This is a genomic window from Chlorobiota bacterium, assembly GCA_016710285.1.
Taxonomy (GTDB): domain Bacteria; phylum Bacteroidota; class Ignavibacteria; order OLB7; family OLB7; genus OLB7.
In genome coordinates this window covers 905,589-924,571 of sequence record JADJXR010000001.1, presented here as the reverse complement: position 1 = coordinate 924,571, position 18,983 = coordinate 905,589, and the positions used below count along the sequence as shown (strand labels likewise).

At 58.7% G+C, this 18,983-nt stretch carries 13 protein-coding genes; 11 read left to right on the top strand and 2 right to left on the bottom strand.

Going from position 1 to position 18,983, the window contains the following annotated elements; genetic code table 11:
• Window positions 1-65 precede the first annotated feature (65 nt).
• Both IPM61_03270 and IPM61_03265 read right to left on the bottom strand, forming a co-directional pair.
• Window positions 66-1,838 (bottom strand): carboxypeptidase regulatory-like domain-containing protein, encoded by a 1,773-nt coding sequence (locus IPM61_03270; GenBank protein ID MBK8910325.1) that lies wholly within the window; start codon window positions 1,836-1,838, stop codon window positions 66-68.
• A 173-nt stretch (window positions 1,839-2,011) separates the two neighbouring features.
• The gene (locus IPM61_03265; GenBank protein ID MBK8910324.1) at window positions 2,012-4,987 is read right to left on the bottom strand and encodes a hypothetical protein; all 2,976 of its coding nucleotides are present in this window, start codon (window positions 4,985-4,987) and stop codon (window positions 2,012-2,014) included.
• A gap of 286 nt (window positions 4,988-5,273) precedes the next feature.
• Here IPM61_03265 and IPM61_03260 point away from each other — a divergent pair, with 286 nt between their 5' ends.
• From IPM61_03260 to IPM61_03210, 11 genes are all read left to right on the top strand, one after another.
• The gene (locus IPM61_03260) at window positions 5,274-6,197 is read left to right on the top strand and encodes a universal stress protein (protein MBK8910323.1); all 924 of its coding nucleotides are present in this window, start codon (window positions 5,274-5,276) and stop codon (window positions 6,195-6,197) included.
• A gap of 48 nt (window positions 6,198-6,245) precedes the next feature.
• A complete protein-coding gene (locus IPM61_03255) occupies window positions 6,246-7,355 on the top strand; it encodes an alanine--glyoxylate aminotransferase family protein (protein MBK8910322.1) in 1,110 nt (369 codons plus the stop codon).
• Between the two features lie 135 nt (window positions 7,356-7,490).
• Window positions 7,491-9,341: a translational GTPase TypA gene (typA, locus tag IPM61_03250; protein ID MBK8910321.1), complete on the top strand. Its 1,851-nt coding sequence runs from the start codon at window positions 7,491-7,493 to the stop codon at window positions 9,339-9,341.
• Between the two features lie 78 nt (window positions 9,342-9,419).
• Complete coding sequence (locus IPM61_03245) at window positions 9,420-10,823, top strand: hypothetical protein (protein ID MBK8910320.1); 1,404 nt, start codon at window positions 9,420-9,422, stop codon at window positions 10,821-10,823.
• Between the two features lie 1,362 nt (window positions 10,824-12,185).
• Window positions 12,186-13,388 (top strand): trypsin-like peptidase domain-containing protein, encoded by a 1,203-nt coding sequence (locus tag IPM61_03240; protein MBK8910319.1) that lies wholly within the window; start codon window positions 12,186-12,188, stop codon window positions 13,386-13,388.
• Entirely contained in the window at window positions 13,385-14,224 is an 840-nt protein-coding gene (gene lptB / locus IPM61_03235; protein ID MBK8910318.1) for an LPS export ABC transporter ATP-binding protein, read from the top strand. The genes IPM61_03240 and lptB overlap by 4 nt, the downstream gene beginning before the upstream one ends.
• Window positions 14,225-14,234: 10 nt before the next feature.
• The gene (locus tag IPM61_03230) at window positions 14,235-15,059 is read left to right on the top strand and encodes a hypothetical protein (protein ID MBK8910317.1); all 825 of its coding nucleotides are present in this window, start codon (window positions 14,235-14,237) and stop codon (window positions 15,057-15,059) included.
• A 44-nt stretch (window positions 15,060-15,103) separates the two neighbouring features.
• A complete protein-coding gene (locus tag IPM61_03225; protein MBK8910316.1) occupies window positions 15,104-15,616 on the top strand; it encodes a MogA/MoaB family molybdenum cofactor biosynthesis protein in 513 nt (170 codons plus the stop codon).
• An 83-nt stretch (window positions 15,617-15,699) separates the two neighbouring features.
• Window positions 15,700-16,377, top strand: a complete 678-nt coding sequence (locus IPM61_03220; protein ID MBK8910315.1) for an alpha/beta fold hydrolase — start codon at window positions 15,700-15,702, stop codon at window positions 16,375-16,377.
• Window positions 16,378-16,457: 80 nt separating this feature from the next.
• The gene (locus IPM61_03215) at window positions 16,458-17,936 is read left to right on the top strand and encodes a cysteine--tRNA ligase (protein ID MBK8910314.1); all 1,479 of its coding nucleotides are present in this window, start codon (window positions 16,458-16,460) and stop codon (window positions 17,934-17,936) included.
• A gap of 74 nt (window positions 17,937-18,010) precedes the next feature.
• Window positions 18,011-18,967: a hypothetical protein gene (locus IPM61_03210; GenBank protein ID MBK8910313.1), complete on the top strand. Its 957-nt coding sequence runs from the start codon at window positions 18,011-18,013 to the stop codon at window positions 18,965-18,967.
• Window positions 18,968-18,983: the final 16 nt, after the last annotated feature.

Below are 18,983 nucleotides of genomic sequence, written 5' to 3'. Positions count from 1 at the left end.
AAAGCCCCAGCGTGTTGCTGGGGCTTTTTTTATGCCTACTTGAACCGGTGGATTATGGTGCGCGATTACTCCTTCACCATCACCACCGATTTTTCCAGCCGCTTGCACTCGCCATAACTGATCTCGAAGGTCTGCGATTTGTAGCCGGTTTTGCTGAAGGTGACGGCGTAGCCTGTATAGCCACACAGCTGTTCCAGCACCAAACTTCCTTCCCCTGCTGTTGTTCCTTCTGCAACCACCGTGTTCCCTTTTTTGATGGTGACGGTTACTCCATTCAGCCATGCTCCTTCCGACTTGGTCCGTACGGCTAACGAAGCGGTGCAGCAGCTATCGGTGGACGGTTTAGAAGTTTTGCTCAAGGTGATGGTCTCTTTCACTGCTTGGTTGCAGTCAATCCCGATTTCAAGCACCCGTTTGGTGTAGCCTTCCCGCTCAACATAAATCCCGTATTCCCCCTCACACAGCTCGTTCAGAACAATCTCCCCGTTGGAGTTTGTCTTGCCTGTCCGAACGACTGCCCCCGCTTTTGTTGCTTTTACTGCTGCGTTGGCAATAACGTTGTTGGTTGCCGAGTCGCGGACAATAAGCGTGATGGAGCCACGGCAGCAGGTGTCGCTGCCGCCGGTTGTGGTGTTGGAACGGAGGGTTCGTGTGGTGAAGACCGTGTCGTTGCAATCAAGCTCGGTAACGAACTCGATCCCTTTGTAGCCGTCGCGCAGGATGCTAAATGAGTAGCGGCCGGCACAGAGCGAGGTGAAGTCAACGCTTCCATTTTGCCCTGTTGTTTCGTACTTCACCAGCTTGCCATCCTTCCAGAGCTTGACCATCGCGCCGGTAAGTGCCGCGCCGGTTGCCGAGTCGTTGACGGTAACGGCGATTGCACCGTGGCAGCAGGAATCATTTTCTGCCGGGTTCTTCACCAGCAGCCGCTCCATCGTGACCGTGTCGTCGCATCCCATGGTTGCGGAGAACTCCACAACGCGGTAGCCTTCGCGCGCAATCCGAACCTCGTAGTTCCCCTCGCAAACTTCCCGGAAGATGCTTCCATCTCCGGTAGAGATCACTTTCCGCCCCTCCAACCCGGCTTTATTGATGCGGACTTCCGCACCGGTAATCACCGCACCGGTGGCGGAATCTTTTGGGATGATTGTCAGCACTCCGTTGCAGCAGCTATCCTTTGCTTGTGGCTTCTCCCCCTCGCTTCGTATCAGTTCCGCCGTAACCCGCAGCGTGTCGCATTCCCCCAGCGTTAGGCTTTGCTCCAACACGCGGTAGCCAGCTTTGAAGACGCGCAAAGCGTAGGTTGCCGCAGGCAATGATCCGAACGTTGCAACGCCGTTCGAGTCGGTCTGGTTTTTTGTGCGAAGGGATTCCCCACGGGAGATTTTGACATCTGCGCCGGCGATTGCTGCGCCGGTGGAGTCGTCCACCACGGTCACCGCAATGCTGCCGCAGCTGCTGTCGTTGGCCACCAGCGTCAGGCTGATGCCGGTGGACCCGCCGGCCAGCGCGATTGCAGCGGATAGTTCTTGGTTTGCAATCCGGAAATCGGAGTGGGTGATCCGAAATTGCAGCCCTTTCAGATCCTCAGGAAGTTTTGCCAGCAGGAACGCGCCGTCGTCGTCGGTGGTGTCGGCCGCAATTCGTGTGTTCGCGCTGTTGATCACCTCAACAATGGCATTGGGAAGAATTAACCCGCCGGGGTCTTTCACCAATCCGTTTACCGTAGTGTTGCCGTCGGGGACATCGGTTGGTGCGTTGCTGGAACAGGCCCCAATGATAAAAGCGAGCAGAAGGGCAGGAATTGCCCAAAAGCGATTGCCAAGTAGAAAGTTCATGGGAAACGATCGTTGGTTTGGAAGGAAACTGCCACCATATCTGGCAGCGGAAGGAAGCGGCGCAATGCCGCCATGTGTGCCGCTTCAACACAGCGGCTAAAAACAAGTTACGGAGGCGTGGAGAAGAGGCAGAGCGTTCTTCTTCACTCACCTATCGCGCTTCCTTCCTTTGCTCACTTCACAACCATCACCTGCTCCACCGCACGTTGCGTTGGGGTTTGGAGCACCAGGGTGTAAAGCCCGGCAGGAAGGGCGTTTAGGTCCATGGTGGTGATGTACGTTCCGGGGTGTATTTCGCCATCCAACAGTTTCAGCACAAGGTTCCCTAATGGGTCGGAAAGCATCAGCCGGGTGTGGCCTGGCTCAAGGATGCTGTACTCCAACTCGGCGCTTCCCGTGGTTGGGTTTGGGCGGATTGGCTTCAGCCCGAACGAGCCGCTGGCATCAATCAGCCGCGTGGTTCCTTCGGCGCAGATTTCTGCCAACCGGAACTCTCCACTTTCCACCGTTGTTGCCACGCTTCCTTTGTCCCATGTCAGATTCTCTATCAGTAGCGGGGTGCTGGTTGCGTTCCCCAGCGTTGCCACAAACTCAAGCTCTGCGGCGGCGGCCCCGGTTGTTGCTTGCTTCGGATTTCCTTTCACCGTAATCACCCGCTCCATCCCGCTTACTGTGCCAAGTGGAGTATTGCCAACCGGGTGGAGCAATGTCCGGTTGAAGCGGATTGTGGCCGTGAACTCCGTTGCGCAGCTTCGTTCAAGATTGGTTTGCGTGCGGACCTCAATCGGAATCTTCACTCGCGCACCAGCCGCCGCCTGCACCACGGGAATCCCGATTGTTGCCGAAGCCGCCGCCCCCGCGGTGATGTCCACCGGGGCCGAGGTCCGCTTGCAGCCAAACCCGTTGGAAACCGTGACCGCGTAGCTGCCGGAGCTTCGCACGGTGATTCGTTGGGTGGTGTCGCCGGTGGACCAGCGGTAGCTTCCAAATCCCCCGCCAGCATCCAGCACCACGCTGTCGCCGTCGCAGAAGGAGAGAGGGCCGCTGGCAGTGATGACCGGGGCCGGGGATGGATTCACCGTCACCGCCACCGGCGTTGCGGCCCCCTCGCAATTTCCCGAACCCACCGTCACGCCGTAGCTGCCGCTGCTGCGGACAACGATGCTGGCGGTGGTGTCTCCGGTTGTCCATCGGTAGCGTTGGAAGCCCGATGATGCCGAAAGCAGAAGGCTGTCGCCATCGCAAAACGTGGTGGGTCCGCCGGGGGTGATGGTCGGCGAAAGCTGCGCCGCAACCGTCACCTGCACCGGGGCCGAGCTGGCAACGCAGCCAAACGAATCGGTGACCGTGACGGCATAATCTCCGCTGGCGTTGACGGTGATGGCCGGCCCGCTGGCGTTGTTGCTCCAACGGTAGCTGCTGAAGGTTCCATCCACGGTAAGGGTGATGCTATCGCCGGCGCAAAGGACCACCGGCCCTGCGGGAGTGATGGTTGGCGGTGTGGATTCCTTCACCGTCACGCGGATCGAGTCGGTCCCGACGCAGCCGTTGGTGTCGGTCCCCATCACGTAGTAGGTGATGTCCGCTGCCGGCGTGGCGATTGGGTCGGGGCAGTCGGTGCAGCTTAGGTCGGTTCCCGGGGACCAAACGTAGCGGACCCCTTGCGTGGCGCGGAGTGCCAGCGGTTTCCCACGGCAAATGGTGGTGTCCTTTCCGGCATCAATGGGCGGGGGGGGAAGCACCTTCACGGTGATGGATTTCCCCAGCACGTCAATGCCATTCTGGTTGCTGACGGTTAGGGTGATGGTGTGGTCGCCAGGTTGGTCAAAACAGATGGGGCCGGGGTCCTGGCGGTCCGATCCCGCTGGAGTTCCTCCGGTTGCACGCCACTGCCATTCGGTTGGGCTGTTTCGGCTGCGGTCGGTTGGGCGGACGCACCCGCCAACGCAGATGGTGCTGTCGTCCAGCGAGAAGTCGGCAAAGGGGAGCTTGCATCCGGCCGGATCTTTCGACAACGCGTCAATGTTGTTCGGCAGCCCCAATCCCCCAATCCTTCCAGCAAGCGGAACCGCGGTTCCGTTGTAGCCGCAGGCCACGCCCGCAGCGTTGGGATTCTCGACAGCAGCAAGGAACGAGACGTTGTTGCGGGTGATGTAGAGTTTCCCATCCGGTCCAATCTGCGCGGTCCCAAGCTGCGAGTCGTTGCTGATGTAGGTTTTGGTGGAGATGATCGTTGCCAAATCCCCACTGCTGAGGTCGTACTGGTAGCACCCCTCGTTATTGCTGCCGGAGCGGACGATGTAGAGCTTGGAGTTATCAGGGCTGAAGCTGGCTCCGTACTCGCGCTGATCCGCCGGAAGACTCCCGATAAACCCAACTTCCCCCGTCAGATTGTTGAACGTCAAGAAGTCAACGGCGGAGCTTCGGGCAATGGTGGTTCCCAGATATTTCCCGCCGATGACGGCAACCAGTTTGGAGCCATCGGGCGAGGCCTTCAGGTAGCCAACTTTCCCGGTGGTGTCGGGGTGGATGCTTCCGGCTTTGGAGATTACCGGCGCGCTGGGGGTTCCGCTGCGATCCACCAACCAAGCGTAGAACCAGTTGTTGTTTACGCCATGGGCAATCACCCAGATATCACATCCGTTGCTGTGGGCAACCGCCACCAATTTTTCGGTTGTGGGGATCAACAGCTGGCGGTTGCGGAAGACGATATCCCCAAGCCCGCCGGCAAGGTTCATATCCACCATCGCGTATTCCACTCCCTGGTCCTCATCCTCCTTGTCGTCGGCGGTGAAGATCAGGTAGCGGAGCGAGTCCCCGGGGATTGGGACGATAAGTGCGGATTGGGTGGTGTTGGTGGACCCATGCAGCACAAACGCGCCGTTCGGCATATACTGGTGGTTCCGGTTCCAGACGCTGATGCCGTCGGTGTAAAACAGCAGCTCGCCCGTGGTGGGGTTGCAAATGCTTGCTGGGCCTTCTGGCTGGATCATCTGCCCGTCGGTTCGCGCCACCGGTGCTCCACTGTTGAAATCAACGCCAATCCGGTCGCCGAAATACCAGACGTTGTACTGCTTCTGGGCGTGGGCCGGAACAGCAATCGCCGCGAACATCGCGGCGCAGAACAACAGAAGCAGGGAAGAACGCATAGCAACGGCGGGATTGAGTGTTGGATTGAGTGCCAAAGATAACGGGCAGCGATGGCATCGCGATTGGTTCGGCATCGCACGCAGCAGTTCAATGGCCGAAGAATACGGCGAATCTATCACAACGCGCAAGGGCTTGCCAAAGAATATCCCAACCAAGAATGCAAATCGTTCCGCCAGCAATTCTCCCATCCCTATCTCCCCACTTTGCGCCCGCTTGCACCGCTCCAAGATTATCCGTTCTTTGTGGCCAATTTTCCTAACTCCCAATTCCGATACCAAATCTGTGATGAACGTTCTGCTTGCGTTTGATGGCTCCAAATCCTCGGTTGCGGCCTTGCATGATTTGGCCACCGCCGGGCTTGATGCCGACACCCGTTTCCTGGTGGTTACTGTCGCCGAAGTTTGGCACCCGCTCGAGCCGGAAAGTCTTGAGCAGGAGCCGTTGCCGGAGTTCATTCCCACCGGATTACGTAGCCTTCACGAACGCTCCAGCCGCGAGCTGTCGCGGGCGTTCCAGATTGCCGACGAAGGGGCGGACTTGCTTCGCAACAGCTTCCCCGCAGCCACCATCAACGCCCAAGCCTACGCCGATTCCCCTTCGCTGGGAATCCTTGCCCAGGCCGAAGAATGGAGGGCCGAAATGATTGTGGTTGGCGCGCAAGGGCGTTCCATGCTGGGGCGATTGCTGCTGGGAAGCGTCTCGCACAAAGTGTTGGCCGAGGCGCATTGCCCCGTGCGGATCGGGCGGGCAAAACCCCACCGCCGCAGCGGCCCGCCCCGCCTTCTGCTTGGGGTGGATGGCTCCATCGGCTCCGAACGGATGGTGGAAATGGTTGCCTCGCGCAGGTGGCCCGCAGGGGCGGAAGCCCGTATTGTTTCGGCGTTGGACCTCTACTTCCCAACCGCGTTCCCGCCGCAATCTGAGGAGAGCGAAGAGTGGTTTGCCGCAAACCACAATCGCGAGCGGGAGCGGATGGAGGGGGTGGCCGCTTCGGTTGCCAGCCGGTTGCAAGGGGTTGGGCTTGGGACCTCCATCATGGTGCAAGAAGGATCGCCAAAAAAGATGCTGCTGCAGGAAGCAGAACGGATGGATGCCGACACCATTTTCCTGGGGGCGAAAGGGGTCCGCGGCCTGGAGCGGTTCCTGCTGGGGAGCGTCTCATCGGCGGTGGCAACCCGCGCCGAGTGCAGCGTGGAAGTGATCCGGTAAACAGCAACCGTAACCGCAACAATCAACCTTCAAACAATCACTTGGATTATGATCGCTCAATTCAACCCTCCGCACCGCCTGCTGATGGGGCCGGGTCCCAGCATGGTCCCGCAATCGGTGCTTGATGCAATGTCGCGGCCGCTGCTTGGCCACCTGGACCCGCTCTTTGTTGGATTGATGGAAGAGGTGAAGGAGATGCTCCGCGCCGTGTTCCTGACATCCAACCCGATGACCTTCCCCGTAAGCGGCACCGGAAGCGCGGGGATGGAGTTCTGTTTTGTGAACCTGATTGAGCCAGGCGATGAAGTTGTTGTTGGCATCAACGGCGTGTTTGGCGGAAGAATGGCCGACGTTGCCCAGCGGTGTGGCGCAACCGTTGTTCGCGTGGAAGCGGAGTGGGGGCGAATCATCGAGCCGGAGCAGATTGCCCAGGCAGTGCGCGGGCGTTCGCCAAAAATGGTTGCCATTGTCCATGCCGAAACCTCCACCGGCGTGCTAACCCCCGTTGCCGAGATTGCCCAGCTGGCCCACAATGCCGGGGCGTTGATGGTGATTGACACCGTCACCTCGCTAGGGGGCGTTCCCGTTCGGATTGATGAATGGGGGATTGACGCAGCCTACAGCGGAACGCAAAAATGCCTGAGCTGCCCGCCGGGCCTTGCCCCGGTAACGCTTGGTCCGCGGGCGATGGAGGCCGCCACAAACCGCCGCACGCCGGTGCAAAGCTGGTACTTGGATGTGAACCTGCTAAGCGGCTACTGGGGAAGCAGCCGGGCGTATCACCACACCGCGCCAATCAGCATGAACTATGCCCTGCACGAAGCATTACGGCTGACGTTGGAAGAGGGGTTGGAAGCGCGATGGAAACGGCACCGGGAGAACCACCTGCTGCTGCAAGGGATGTTGGGGGAGATGGGGATTGCGCTGATGGGCCAGGAAGGTCACCGGCTGCCGCAACTGAACGCCGCTGCGGTTCCCGCCGGATGCGACGAAGCAGAAACCCGCCGCCGATTGCTGGAGGAATTCAACATCGAGATTGGAGCCGGGCTTGGCCCATTAAAAGGGCAGGCTTGGCGAATCGGGCTGATGGGCGCAACTTCCACGGCGGAGAATGTAGAGCGGTTGGTGGGGGCGTTGAAGGGGGTGATTGCTTCGTAGCCCGCCCCGGGCTGGAACGTCTTGTTGCCCGAAAAACCTTGCCCGCTTTTTGTATCTGTCGGAGTTTGCCGCGCTTTCAGCATCAGGATGCCTAATCATGGGCATTCGCAACGCAGCAACGCGAACAGCTTCCGTATGAACAAACAACTTGCTTCTAATCCTCGGCTTCGGAATATCGCCATCATCGCACACGTTGACCATGGCAAAACCACGCTTGTGGACCACCTGTTCCGGCAAAGCGGGGTCTTCCGGACCGGCCAGAACGTGGAAAACCGCGTGATGGACAGCATGGACCTTGAGCGCGAACGTGGCATCACCATCGCCGCGAAAAATTGCTCGGTCCACTGGGAGGATGTGAAAATCAACATCCTTGACACCCCGGGCCACGCCGATTTTGGCGGCGAGGTGGAGCGCGCGCTGATGATGGTGGACGGCGCAATCCTTCTGGTGGATGCCAGCGAAGGCCCGCTGCCCCAAACCCGCTTTGTGCTGAAAAAAGCCCTGGAAGGAAAAAAGAAAATCATCGTTGTGGTGAACAAAATTGACCGCAAGGATGCTCGCCCACAAGAAGTCCTGAACGAGGTGTACGACCTGTTCATTGACCTTGACGCCACCGACGAACAAATTGACTTTCCCGTGCTGTACGCCATTGGCCGCGACGGCATTGCGCAGACGGAGTTGGAGGGGAACGGCGACTCGCTGAAACCCCTGTTCGAGGCGATTGTGCGGGAAATCCCGGCACCAACCTACGACCCCGACGAGCCGTTCCAGCTGCTGGTAAGCGACCTTAGCTACAGCGACTACGTTGGCCGCTTGGCAATCGGCAAAGTGATGAACGGCTCGGTGAAATCCAACGAAGAATTGGTTTGCTTGGGGGAAGATGGCGTAACGCCGCTGCGGGTCTCGAAGCTGCAAGCCTACGACGGCATTGCAATGGCCGACGCGCCGTTTGTTGAAGCTGGCGACATCGCAATCCTTGCCGGCATTGAGGATGTTCACATTGGCGACACCATCTGCGCGAAGTCTGCCCCAAAAGCCCTGAAGCGGATCACCGTTGACGAGCCAACCATCTCCATGATGTTCTCGATCAACACCTCCCCATTTTCTGGCCGCGAGGGGAAGCACGTGCAAAGCGGAAAAATCCGCGAACGATTGCAGCGTGAGATGCTTCGGAACGTTGGCATCCAGTTCGAGCAAGCCAGCGACCGCGACAGCTTCATGGTGAAAGGCCGCGGCGAATTCCAAATGGCAATCTTGATTGAGACGATGCGCCGCGAAGGCTACGAGCTAAGCGTTGGCCGCCCGCAAGTGATTTACAAGCGGAAAGAAGGGAAGCTGCTTGAGCCAATCGAGCACCTGTTTATTGACTGCGACGAAGCGTTCATCGGCGTTGTCAGCGAAAAACTTTCGCGGCGCAAAGGGCGGATGCTGAACCTTGTGAACCACGGCACCGGGCGCGTTCGGATGGAGTTCTCCATCCCCTCGCGCGGGCTTATCGGCTACCGGAATGAGTTCCTGACCGACACCAAAGGGACCGGCATCATGAACAGCTATCTTCAGGGATACGAGGAACACCGCGGCGACTTCGCCACACGGCTGACCGGGTCCTTGGTAAGCGACCGCCAGGGCGAGGCCACCGGGTACGCACTCTTCAACCTTGAGCCGCGCGGTGTGCTGTTCGCAATCCCCGGGGAACCGGTGTACGAAGGGATGATTGTTGGCGAACACAATAGGGATAACGACCTGAACGTTAATGTGGTCAAAGCGAAAAAACTGACGAATATGCGGGCAAGCGGGAAGGACGACGGAATCCTTCTTACCCCCGTCACGCCGATGACCCTGGAGCGCGCCATTGAGTTCATCAAGGATGATGAGTGGGTGGAGGTGACGCCAAAAAGCATCAGGCTTCGCAAAGCAATTCTGTCGGCAACGGCACGCGGCTCCTACAAACCGGGGAAAGGTGCCGAAGCTGACGACGACGAGTGATAACAACAGCCAAACGATGGTGGGGGAAGGATCGCCGCTTCCTTCCCCCACCATCCACGGCAATAATTCGCCAGAGCCATGGCAAAAAAAACAACCGCTGTTTCAACTACGGCTTCGACCGCTGCCGCCTCTGCTGAGGCCGACCCCACCAAACTTCACTTCCCGTTCAAAACGATTCTTAGTTTCGCGCCGCTGATTGAGTATGCCAATCGCGACATCGGCGTGCAACGCTCAAGCCTTAATTCCCTGGTTTCCGAACTGAACGAACGGCTATCGGCCGCCCCACGGTTGCAGGAGCCGATCGAGGACATTGCAATCCTTGACCAACACCGTGAAAGCGTTGACTGGCTGATGTCGTTGGTCTTCCCACCAGCATTTTGGGACCGCGATTACTCCACCGCCATTGTGCCGTTTCAGCCCATTCCGTTCTACAGCACCCCAGCATTCCGGCGAACATTTTTTGAGGGGAAGAACAGCGGTGTGTTGGAGGCAAAACTTGATGAGGAGCGGATCATTCGTATGCGCACTATTTCGGCATACGTGAGGATCGCACGCCAGTTCTTCAACCTGGCCATTGATGCTGCTGCGGAGTCCATCATTATCCCGATCACCCACCCCGACCGCCAGTTCCTGCAGTACTATCGGATTGGCTTCGACATGCGCTTTGTCCGGTTTGTCCCCACGCGCCCCTTGCCAACGCTGACCGATGAGCAACGCCAGCAAATCCTTTGCAACCTTACGGACATTGACACCTGGCAGGCGATAATCCCTCCGGACCTGTTCCGGATTGAAGGCTTTGTGCTGGTGAACGCCGTTGACGTAAGCGACCATGAGTTGGTCAGCGCGTTGGAGCGCGAACTGGTCCAGAGCAACACCATCGTCTCCTACGAAGGGTTCCAGCACTTGCAGGAAATTATCCGGGCATACTTACGCCGGAAGGATTTGGTGATTGGATTGGTGGCGATGGATGGCGATTCCATGATGGTGCTGAACTACGGCACGCAGCACCCCCGCCACCTGCAAACCAACACGTGCGTGCTGAACCAATCGTTCCAGTTCAATCGCCAGGACCTTGCGGGGTCGGCCATCGGGGAAGCATTGCTTACGGGGAAGCCACAGGTGATTGAAGATGTGCTGCGGCTGCCAACCCCACGCGCACCAGGCGATGAGGGGGTGGTGACCAAAAGGGTTCCGAAGCGCCTACTTTGCGCCGCTTCACTACAACGGCGCACTGATCGGCGGATTGAACATCTACTCCCCAAACGCTGGCGACCTGACCGAGCTGAACACCTTGAAATTGGCCGAGCTTCTCCCGCTGTTTTCAATGGTGATCCACCGCAGTTTGGTGGATATGGAGAACCAGGTGCAATCGGTGATTCGCCAGCAGTACACGGCGGTGCATCCGGCGGTGGAATGGAAGTTCCGCGAGGCCGCAAAAGGGTTCATCACCCGCCAGGGGACCGTGGCCGAAAACCAGATTGAGCCAATCGTCTTCCACGACGTGTATCCGCTGTTCAGCGTCAGCGATATCCGAAGCTCCTCCGACCATCGGAACCACGCAATCCAAGCCGATTTGATCGAGCAACTGGGGCTTGCCTACAACGTGTTGAACGCTGCACGCACCGCACGCCAGCTTCCAATTTTGGATCACTTTCTGTTCCGCGTTCACGATAGAATTGCTCATATCGAGTCGGGCCTCCACTCGGGGGATGAGGCCGGGGTGTTGGATTTTCTTCGGAGCGATGTGGAGTCGTTGTTCGGCCATATCTGCGATTTCGATCCAGAGGTTGCTGCCCGAATTGATGAATACAACGCCGCGCTGGACCCAGAAGTCAGGGCCGTGTATCGGAAGCGAAAAGAGTTTGAGGATAGCGTGACGGCGATCAACCGGGTAATTGCGGCGTTTGTTGAATCGGAAGAAGAGCGGGCGCAGCGGATGTTCCCCCACTACTTTGAAAAACACCAAACCGACGGCGTTGATTTTGGCATCTACATCGGCCAATCGCTGGTGAACGACCGCACGTTCAACAGCATCTACCTTCGCAACCTGCGGCTGTGGCAGCTGCTGGTGATGTGCGGCGCGGCGCGGCTTGCCGACGAAGTGAAACCCACCCTTCCCGTGCCGCTGGACACCACCCATTTGGTGCTGGTCCAAACAACGCCCCTCTCAATAAGCTACCGGCTGGACGAAAAGCAATTTGATGTTGACGGGGCCTACAACATCCGCTACGCGATTATGAAAAAGCGGATTGACAAAGCCGAGATTAAGGGAACCGGAGAGCGGTTGACGCAGCCGGGGAAATTGGCAATCGTCTATTCCCAACCTCGCGAGGCGCAGGAGTACCGGCAGTACCTGGAGTACCTTGCCGCCAGCGGAATGATTGAGCCAGCGATTGAGGACCTTGACCTTAGCGACCTTCAAGGCGTTCACGGCCTGAAGGCCTTGCGGGTTAATGTGGCAATGCGCCGCAGTGCCGACGATGTTAAGGTCCCAGAAGCAATCGAGCGAGCAATCCGGGAGTTTTCGGCGGCAAGCTAAGCCGCGGCAGCAAGCCACCACTATAGCAACCCAAAGCACTGTGGCTCCCGTTTCCTCTCCGACGAAGCAGAGTAAACGGGGGCGACTGCAGGAATTTCTTGCCGTGCGCCCCCACCCCCTGCTATAGTTTTCCTGCACCGTTCCTTTCATGCCGCTGGTTGCGGTGATTATGTAAATTGCGCCCGCTTCAACATCCTGACGAACCACGAACACATGGCGGCATTCCTCAATTTTTTCCTTCAATAACCGTTAGGGTAATGTTGTTGCACGCTAAAATTTATGCCAACAGTTCCCACTCAATCGCTATGAACCGACTAACATTCGCGTATAAAACCCGCATCCTTCCGCTGCTGTTGCTGGCGTTGGGGGCTTCGGCCTGCAGCGCCCAGGAACCGCGCGACAACGGCACAACCGGAACACGAACCTCCAACGCGCCGGCCATTGACCGCGCCAATAGCGAGGTTACCGGGTCCCGCCGCAACGCCATCACCCGCGCCGTCCAGAAAGTCTCGCCAGCAGTGGTGGGGATCAACGTTACCGAGGTTCGCGAAATGCGCTACCGCAGCTTGCTTGATCAGTTCTTTGAGCAGGACCCGTTCTTCCAGCGGTACGGGCCGCGCCGCCGCACCTTCAAGCAGGAGCTTCATGGGCTTGGTTCCGGATTTATCATCTCCCCCGATGGCTACGTGGTCACCAACGATCACGTTGCTGGGCGCGCAAGCAAGGTGATCGTCACCATGACCGACGGTAAGCAGTACGATGCCAAAGTAATTGGCAGCGACCCCACCACCGACGTTGCGTTGCTGAAGATTGAGGGGAAGAACCTTCCGTACATCGAGTTCGGGAACTCCGACGACGTGGTGGTTGGGGAGTGGGCAATCGCGCTTGGCAATCCGTTCGGGTTGTTCGACATCAACTCCAAACCCACCGTCACCGTTGGCGTGGTCAGCAACACCGAAGTCAATTTGCAGCCGCAAGATGGGCGGGTGTACCGTGGGATGATCCAAACCGATGCCGCCATTTCCAGCGGCAACAGCGGCGGCGCGCTGGTGAACGCGCTTGGGGAGCTGATTGGGATGAACACCATCATCTACTCCACCGCCCAAAGCGGGATGGGGGCCGGGTCCATCGGCATTGGGTTTGCCGTGCCGACCAACCGCCTGAAAGCAATCGTCGCGCAGCTGAAAAAGGGGGACGGGATTGACCGCAATTTCTGGACCGGAATGAACATCCAGCAGATTGACGACCGCATTGCACGCTACCTTCAACTTCAGGAAAAAGAGGGGGTGGTTGTGGTGGAGATTATCGCAAATTCCCCCGCAGCCCAGGCAGGGCTTGAGCCTGGGGATGTGATTAAAGAGATCAAAGGGGAGACAATCAAAAGTGAAGATGACGCGGTGGCCTTGATCTCCGACTCGCAAGTTGGGGACACCATCACCATGAAGATTCTTCGTGATGGAAAGACCACCAACAAGACCATGAAGCTGACCACAGCCCCAACCCGATGAACCCGCACGCCGACCAGCCAACGCCAGCAACAGCCGCACCCTTCGCCCCCACCAACGGGAGCGAAGGGCGCGCCACATTACGCGCCGAGCATTTGGTGAAAAGCTACAAGAAACGGCAAGTTGTCCGCGATGTCTCGCTGACGGTGCGCCAGGGTGAGGTGGTGGGATTGCTGGGACCGAACGGCGCCGGAAAAACCACAACATTCTACATGATTGTTGGAATGGTTCGCCCCACCGAGGGGCGCGTTTTTTTGGACGATGCCCGCATTGACAACATCGCCATGTACCGCCGCGCACGCAGGGGGATTGGATACCTCCCGCAGGAGGCCTCGGTCTTCAGGAAGATGACGGTGGAGGGGAACCTGCTTGCGGTGTTGGAGCTTATCAAGTACCCCCGCTCGCAACGCCGCGCAAGGGTGGATGAGTTGCTGGAGGAATTCTCCATCACCCACATCCGTAAGCAGATGGGCTACATGCTGAGCGGTGGCGAACGCCGCCGGACCGAGATCGCCCGCACGATTGCCACCAACCCCAAGTTCATCTTGCTGGACGAGCCGTTTGCGGGGATTGATCCGTTGGCGGTGGAGGAGATCATGCAGATTATCCAACGGCTGCGGCAGCGGGGGATTGGGGTGCTGATTACCGACCACAACGTCCACGAAACGCTGACCATCACCGACCGCTCCTACATCCTGATTGATGGCGGAATCTTCCGCAGCGGAACCGCCCACGAAATTGCAAACGACCCAGAAGTGCGCCGCCGCTATCTGGGCGAATCCTTTAAGCTGGAACGATATGAGAATGCCCCGTTGGTGGAAGAACACCAGTCCGAATAACCCCACGCTCTTGCTTGCTGTTCGCGTTGCTTGCGGCGTGCTGCTGGGGCAAATAGTACTGGGGCAAACAGTGCTGGGGCAAACGCTCTGGATCGGCTCAACAACTGGCGGAACGCTAACGTGGCAAGCGGACAACGTGACAATCGCACGCGGCGGCGGCATGGTGTACTCCGAGCGCGACACCCTCCTTCGGCTGTGGGATGCCGACTTCAAAGAGTTTGCCAGCGTGGACAACGATTTCCCGGAGGATTCTGTCTGGTGCGAGTATGGCCGCAAGGTGGGGGTCCTCTCGTTTGTGGGCAACTACGTCTCGTTGCGGCGCAGCACCTATGCCAACTGCCTGTATCTTGCGCACCCGATGCTGCAAACCGACTATGCCGCCATCAACGCCGCAAACCCGGGCCAGCCGGTAACGCTCACGGACCTGTTCCCCGAAGCCGATCTTCTGAAAGCTCTGCTTGCCGATCCGTTGGTGAAACAGGCATTGGCCGAGCGTGGGATCCGGCGGAATCCGCAGAAGCTGCAGCAGTTGGTGGCAAGTTTGAACGAGTGGAGCGGGAAGTGTGAGTATTATTTCCCCGAAGATTTTTTGTCCCGCTTTGCCTTCCATCACCTTGAAGGGAAGAAGGTGGCGGTGCGGATTGGGCTGCCGCATGGCTGCGAAGCCGCACGCGGAAATCTTACCGAGCTTGGGATATTGCTGCCGGTTCCTTCGGCACTACGCACCGCGCTGCAAGCCGCCAACTCCGGCAAGCAAGGATTCCTGGTGAAGAACAAGCCGAAGGGGAAGATGGAAACAACAATTTCTGCGCGGCACGCACAGGCCAAAGGGTAGCCGCACGAATCACAACAAGCACAACAACCGACCCAGAGATCATCATGGCGTGGAGCACTGTTATCATCACCGTCAGCGACCGTTCCGCCGCCGGCGAACGTGCCGACCTTTCCGGCCCGGAAGCCGCAGCATTATTGGATGAAGAACTGTTCGACATCCAACGGATTGACATCATCCCCGACGAGATGGAGAAAGTGATACGGGCATTGGAGGGATGCGTCCGCGAGGACATCGCGCTGGTGCTGACCACCGGCGGCACCGGGTTTGCCCCGCGCGACATCACCCCGGAAGCAACCCTGACCGTAATTGACCGCCGCGCCGACGGGCTGACCGCCGCAATGCGCACGGCCTCGCTGAAAAAAACTCCATTTGCCGCGCTCTCCCGAGCGGTCTGCGGCATTGCCCGCCGCACCTTGATTGTGAACCTTCCTGGCTCACCAAAAGCGGTCACCGAGTGCCTTGCGGCCATTATCCCGGTGCTTCCCCACGGCCTAAAACTTCTCCGCGATATGAAGGTGGGGGACCGGGAACATTCCTGGGGTGAGGAGATAGGATAAGCAGCCGGCGCAGGAGCAGGAACGCCCCAAGCCGAAGCCTGGGCGGGGTGAGTGAGAGATTCTTCAACAACAGACTTTCCGATATGCTACTTCTTCATGGTGCGCTTGGCGCGGCACCGCAGTTCGACCCGTTGGTTCCGTTGCTGGCGGACCGCTTCACGATTCAGACGCTAAACTTCCAGGGGCATGGCGGGCGGCCATTTCCGGAGCGTCCGTTCAGCATCCACCATTGCGCGTTGGAGGTGTTGGAGTGGATGCAGGAGCAGGGGATGGAGCAGACCGACATCGTTGGCCACAGCATGGGGGGCTATGTGGGCCTCTATCTTGCCCGACATTACCCCAGCCACGTTGGGCGATTGCTCACCCTGGGGACAAAGTTCGATTGGAACCCGGAAGGTGCCGCCCGTGACACCAAAATGCTGAACCCCGAGGCAATGCAGCAGAAAGCCCCGCAGTTCTATTCGGCAATGCAAGAACGCCACGGGCCGGGGAATCTGGATGAACTGCTGCGGCGCACGGCGGAGATGATGACACGGCTTGGGGAAAGCCCCGAGGTCACACCGGAAGATTTGGCGCAGGTCCATCACCACGTGCGCGTTGCCGTTGGCGACCGCGACCAGATGGTCAGCATCCAGGAGACGGCGGCGGCGTATCGCCAGCTTCCAAACGGCCAATGCGCCGTGCTTCCGGCAACGCCGCATCCAATCGAGAAAGTGCCACTGCCGCGCCTTGTTGCCGAGATTCAGGAGTTCTTCTGTTGACCTTGCAGAGTCTGCTTCGCTTGGCTCATCATCCCCCTTGATTTCCCCTGGCGCAATCATCAATTTCAACAACCGACATCATGGCACTTCGCATTTACAATACGCTGACCCGCACCAAAGAAGAATTCCACCCGATTGATCCCAGCCTTGTGCGGTTCTACCGTTGCGGCCCAACGGTGTATAAACACATGCACATTGGCCACGCCAAAAGCTACATCGGCACCGACGTGATCCGCCGCTACTTGATGCACCTCTATGGCGCGGACCATGTGATGTTCGTGATGAACATCACCGACGTTGGCCACCTTGCCGACGACTCCGACGACGGCGAGGACAAAATGGAGGCCCAGGCCCGCCGCGAAAACCGCTCGCCGTTCGAGATCGCCCTGTTTTACGAGCAAAGCTGGTTCGATGATCTTGACCGTTTGGGCGTGCTTCGGCCCGACCGCGTTCCGCACGCCACCGACTTCATCCGCCAGCAGATTTCGATGGCCGAGCAGTTGATTCAGAAAGGGCTTGCCTACGAAGTGAACGGCTCGGTCTATTTCGACGTTCATGCCTACGAGCAACAAGGCGTTCCCGATGGCTTTGTCCCCTACGGCGGGCTATCCAACCGGAAGGTGGAGGACCAGCAGCATGGGGGAAGGATTGCTGTGTTCCAGGAGAAGCGGAACCCGCAAGATTTCGCGCTCTGGAAAGCTGCCGAACCGGAGCATTTTATGCAGTGGCATTCGCCGTGGGGATGGGGTTACCCGGGGTGGCATCTGGAGTGCTCGGTGATGGCGCAATATTATTTGGGGGAGACGTTCGACATCCATTCCGGCGGGCTGGACAATATGTTCCCCCACCACGAGTGCGAGATTGCCCAAAGCCAAGCCGCCAACGGAAAGCCGTTTGTGAACTGGTGGCTGCACGTGAACCTGATCCGAATCGGCGGCGACAAAATGGGGGCATCGGCGGGGAACGCCATGACGCTGAAACAGATGCTGGAAGAGTACGACCCGATGGCGATTCGCTATCTGATCCTGCAAAGCCATTACCGCTCGCCGCAAGATTTCGACATGGAGTCGTTGGTGGCTGCGCAATCCGGGCTGGAGCGATTCCGGCGCGCGGTGGAGCGGTTGCGCCAGGCGGTGGGGGACGATGCCGACACCACCACGGTGGAATCAATGCCGGCATGGTTCGATGAGTTCATCGCGGCGATGGATGATGATTTCAACACCACCACTGCGCTGGGCGCGCTTTCGGCGGGCATCACCGAGCTGAACGGATTGCTGGCCGCCGGCAATGCCGACCGCACCACGTTGCTGGGCTACTACAAGGCGTTGCGCGTGGCGTTCGATGGCATTTTAGGGTTCGATCTTTTTGCACGCCCGATTGTTGCCGCGCAGAACAACGCGCTAACCGGTGAGCTGATGGAGTTGTTCATCGAGCTTCGCCGCGAGGCCCGCGCCCGCAAAGATTGGGCCGCCAGCGACCTTATCCGCGACCGATTGAAGGAGCGCGGAGTGCTGCTGGAAGACACCAAAGAAGGAACCCGCTGGGCAATCGCCGAGTAGGGTGTCGAAGGCTAAAAACCTTTTCCTGTTGGTACCCGCACCAAACTTCAGTTTCACGAATTATCGAGCAGAGCATGAACACAATCGCATCGGCAATCCTTGCACTGGTTGTTGGCTTGGTTGGCTGCAAGGATGATAAAACGCCAGAAGCTGGCGCGCCCGCAACGCCGCCCGGCCCGATGCCCCCGGTTGCTACTGTTGCAAACGAGCAGTGGCATCGCTACTGGAGCCAGGGGAAGGCGGAGCTAAGCCGCTACCAGCTGACGCAAGCACGCTACGGCGAGCTTCACCGTGGCGATGCTCTGCTGGTGTTCGTGACGGAGGACTTCCTGACCGAGCCGCAGGTGAAACTGGAATCGGATCCGGCTGGCCGCCCGGTGGCATCGGTGCTGAAGCTCAACTTCACCAAGAAATTCCTGACCGGAATCTACCCGTACTCGCTGATGGCTTCGGTCTTCACCCCGGTGGAGGTGTTTGCCCAGCCCCGCACGCTGAAGGTTAGCACCACCGTGCAGGAGTGGTGCGGCCATGTCTTCATGCAGCTGAATCTGAAAGGGAAATCGTACAACGTGGAGGAACGCTCCTACTTCGAGCGCGAGGGGGATAAGAACTTCGCGCTGGACACGGCAATGCTGGAGGATGAAATCTGGACCCGCATCCGCATTGCGCCGCAGACGTTGCCGGTTGGCACGGTGAAGATGATCCCAGGAACGTTGGCTTCGCGGCTTCGGCATAAGCCGTTGGGGGTGGTTGATGCAAAAGCAGAGTTGAGCGAAACCACTGATTCTTCCGGCGCAAAACTCCGCCGCTACACCATCACCTATGGGGCCGCCGAGCGTGTGTTGGCGATTGATTTCAAGAGTGAGTTCCCACACCAGATTGTTGGCTGGACCGAGAGCTACGACGACTTCGGGAAGCCGCTAACAACCACTGCCCGCCTTACTCACACCTTGATGACCGACTACTGGCGTCGCCACAGCAACGCCGACAGCGCGCTGCGGAAGGAGCTGGGGTTGGGGATGGGGGAGTAGTGGAAAATTTCCTGGG

Bases quoted from the DNA above. Each gene is read 5' to 3' on its own strand.
- IPM61_03225 (MBK8910316.1), top strand. From the start codon at position 15,104: ATGGCGTGGAGCACTGTTATCATCACCGTCAGCGACCGTTCCGCCGCC.
- IPM61_03255 (MBK8910322.1), top strand. From the start codon at position 6,246: ATGATCGCTCAATTCAACCCTCCGCACCGCCTGCTGATGGGGCCGGGT.
- IPM61_03245 (MBK8910320.1), top strand. From the start codon at position 9,420: ATGGCAAAAAAAACAACCGCTGTTTCAACTACGGCTTCGACCGCTGCC.
- typA (MBK8910321.1), top strand. From the start codon at position 7,491: ATGAACAAACAACTTGCTTCTAATCCTCGGCTTCGGAATATCGCCATC.
- IPM61_03260 (MBK8910323.1), top strand. From the start codon at position 5,274: ATGAACGTTCTGCTTGCGTTTGATGGCTCCAAATCCTCGGTTGCGGCC.
- IPM61_03270 (MBK8910325.1), bottom strand. From the start codon at position 1,838: ATGAACTTTCTACTTGGCAATCGCTTTTGGGCAATTCCTGCCCTTCTG.
- IPM61_03215 (MBK8910314.1), top strand. From the start codon at position 16,458: ATGGCACTTCGCATTTACAATACGCTGACCCGCACCAAAGAAGAATTC.
- IPM61_03210 (MBK8910313.1), top strand. From the start codon at position 18,011: ATGAACACAATCGCATCGGCAATCCTTGCACTGGTTGTTGGCTTGGTT.
- IPM61_03265 (MBK8910324.1), bottom strand. From the start codon at position 4,987: ATGCGTTCTTCCCTGCTTCTGTTGTTCTGCGCCGCGATGTTCGCGGCG.
- IPM61_03240 (MBK8910319.1), top strand. From the start codon at position 12,186: ATGAACCGACTAACATTCGCGTATAAAACCCGCATCCTTCCGCTGCTG.
- IPM61_03220 (MBK8910315.1), top strand. From the start codon at position 15,700: ATGCTACTTCTTCATGGTGCGCTTGGCGCGGCACCGCAGTTCGACCCG.
- lptB (MBK8910318.1), top strand. From the start codon at position 13,385: ATGAACCCGCACGCCGACCAGCCAACGCCAGCAACAGCCGCACCCTTC.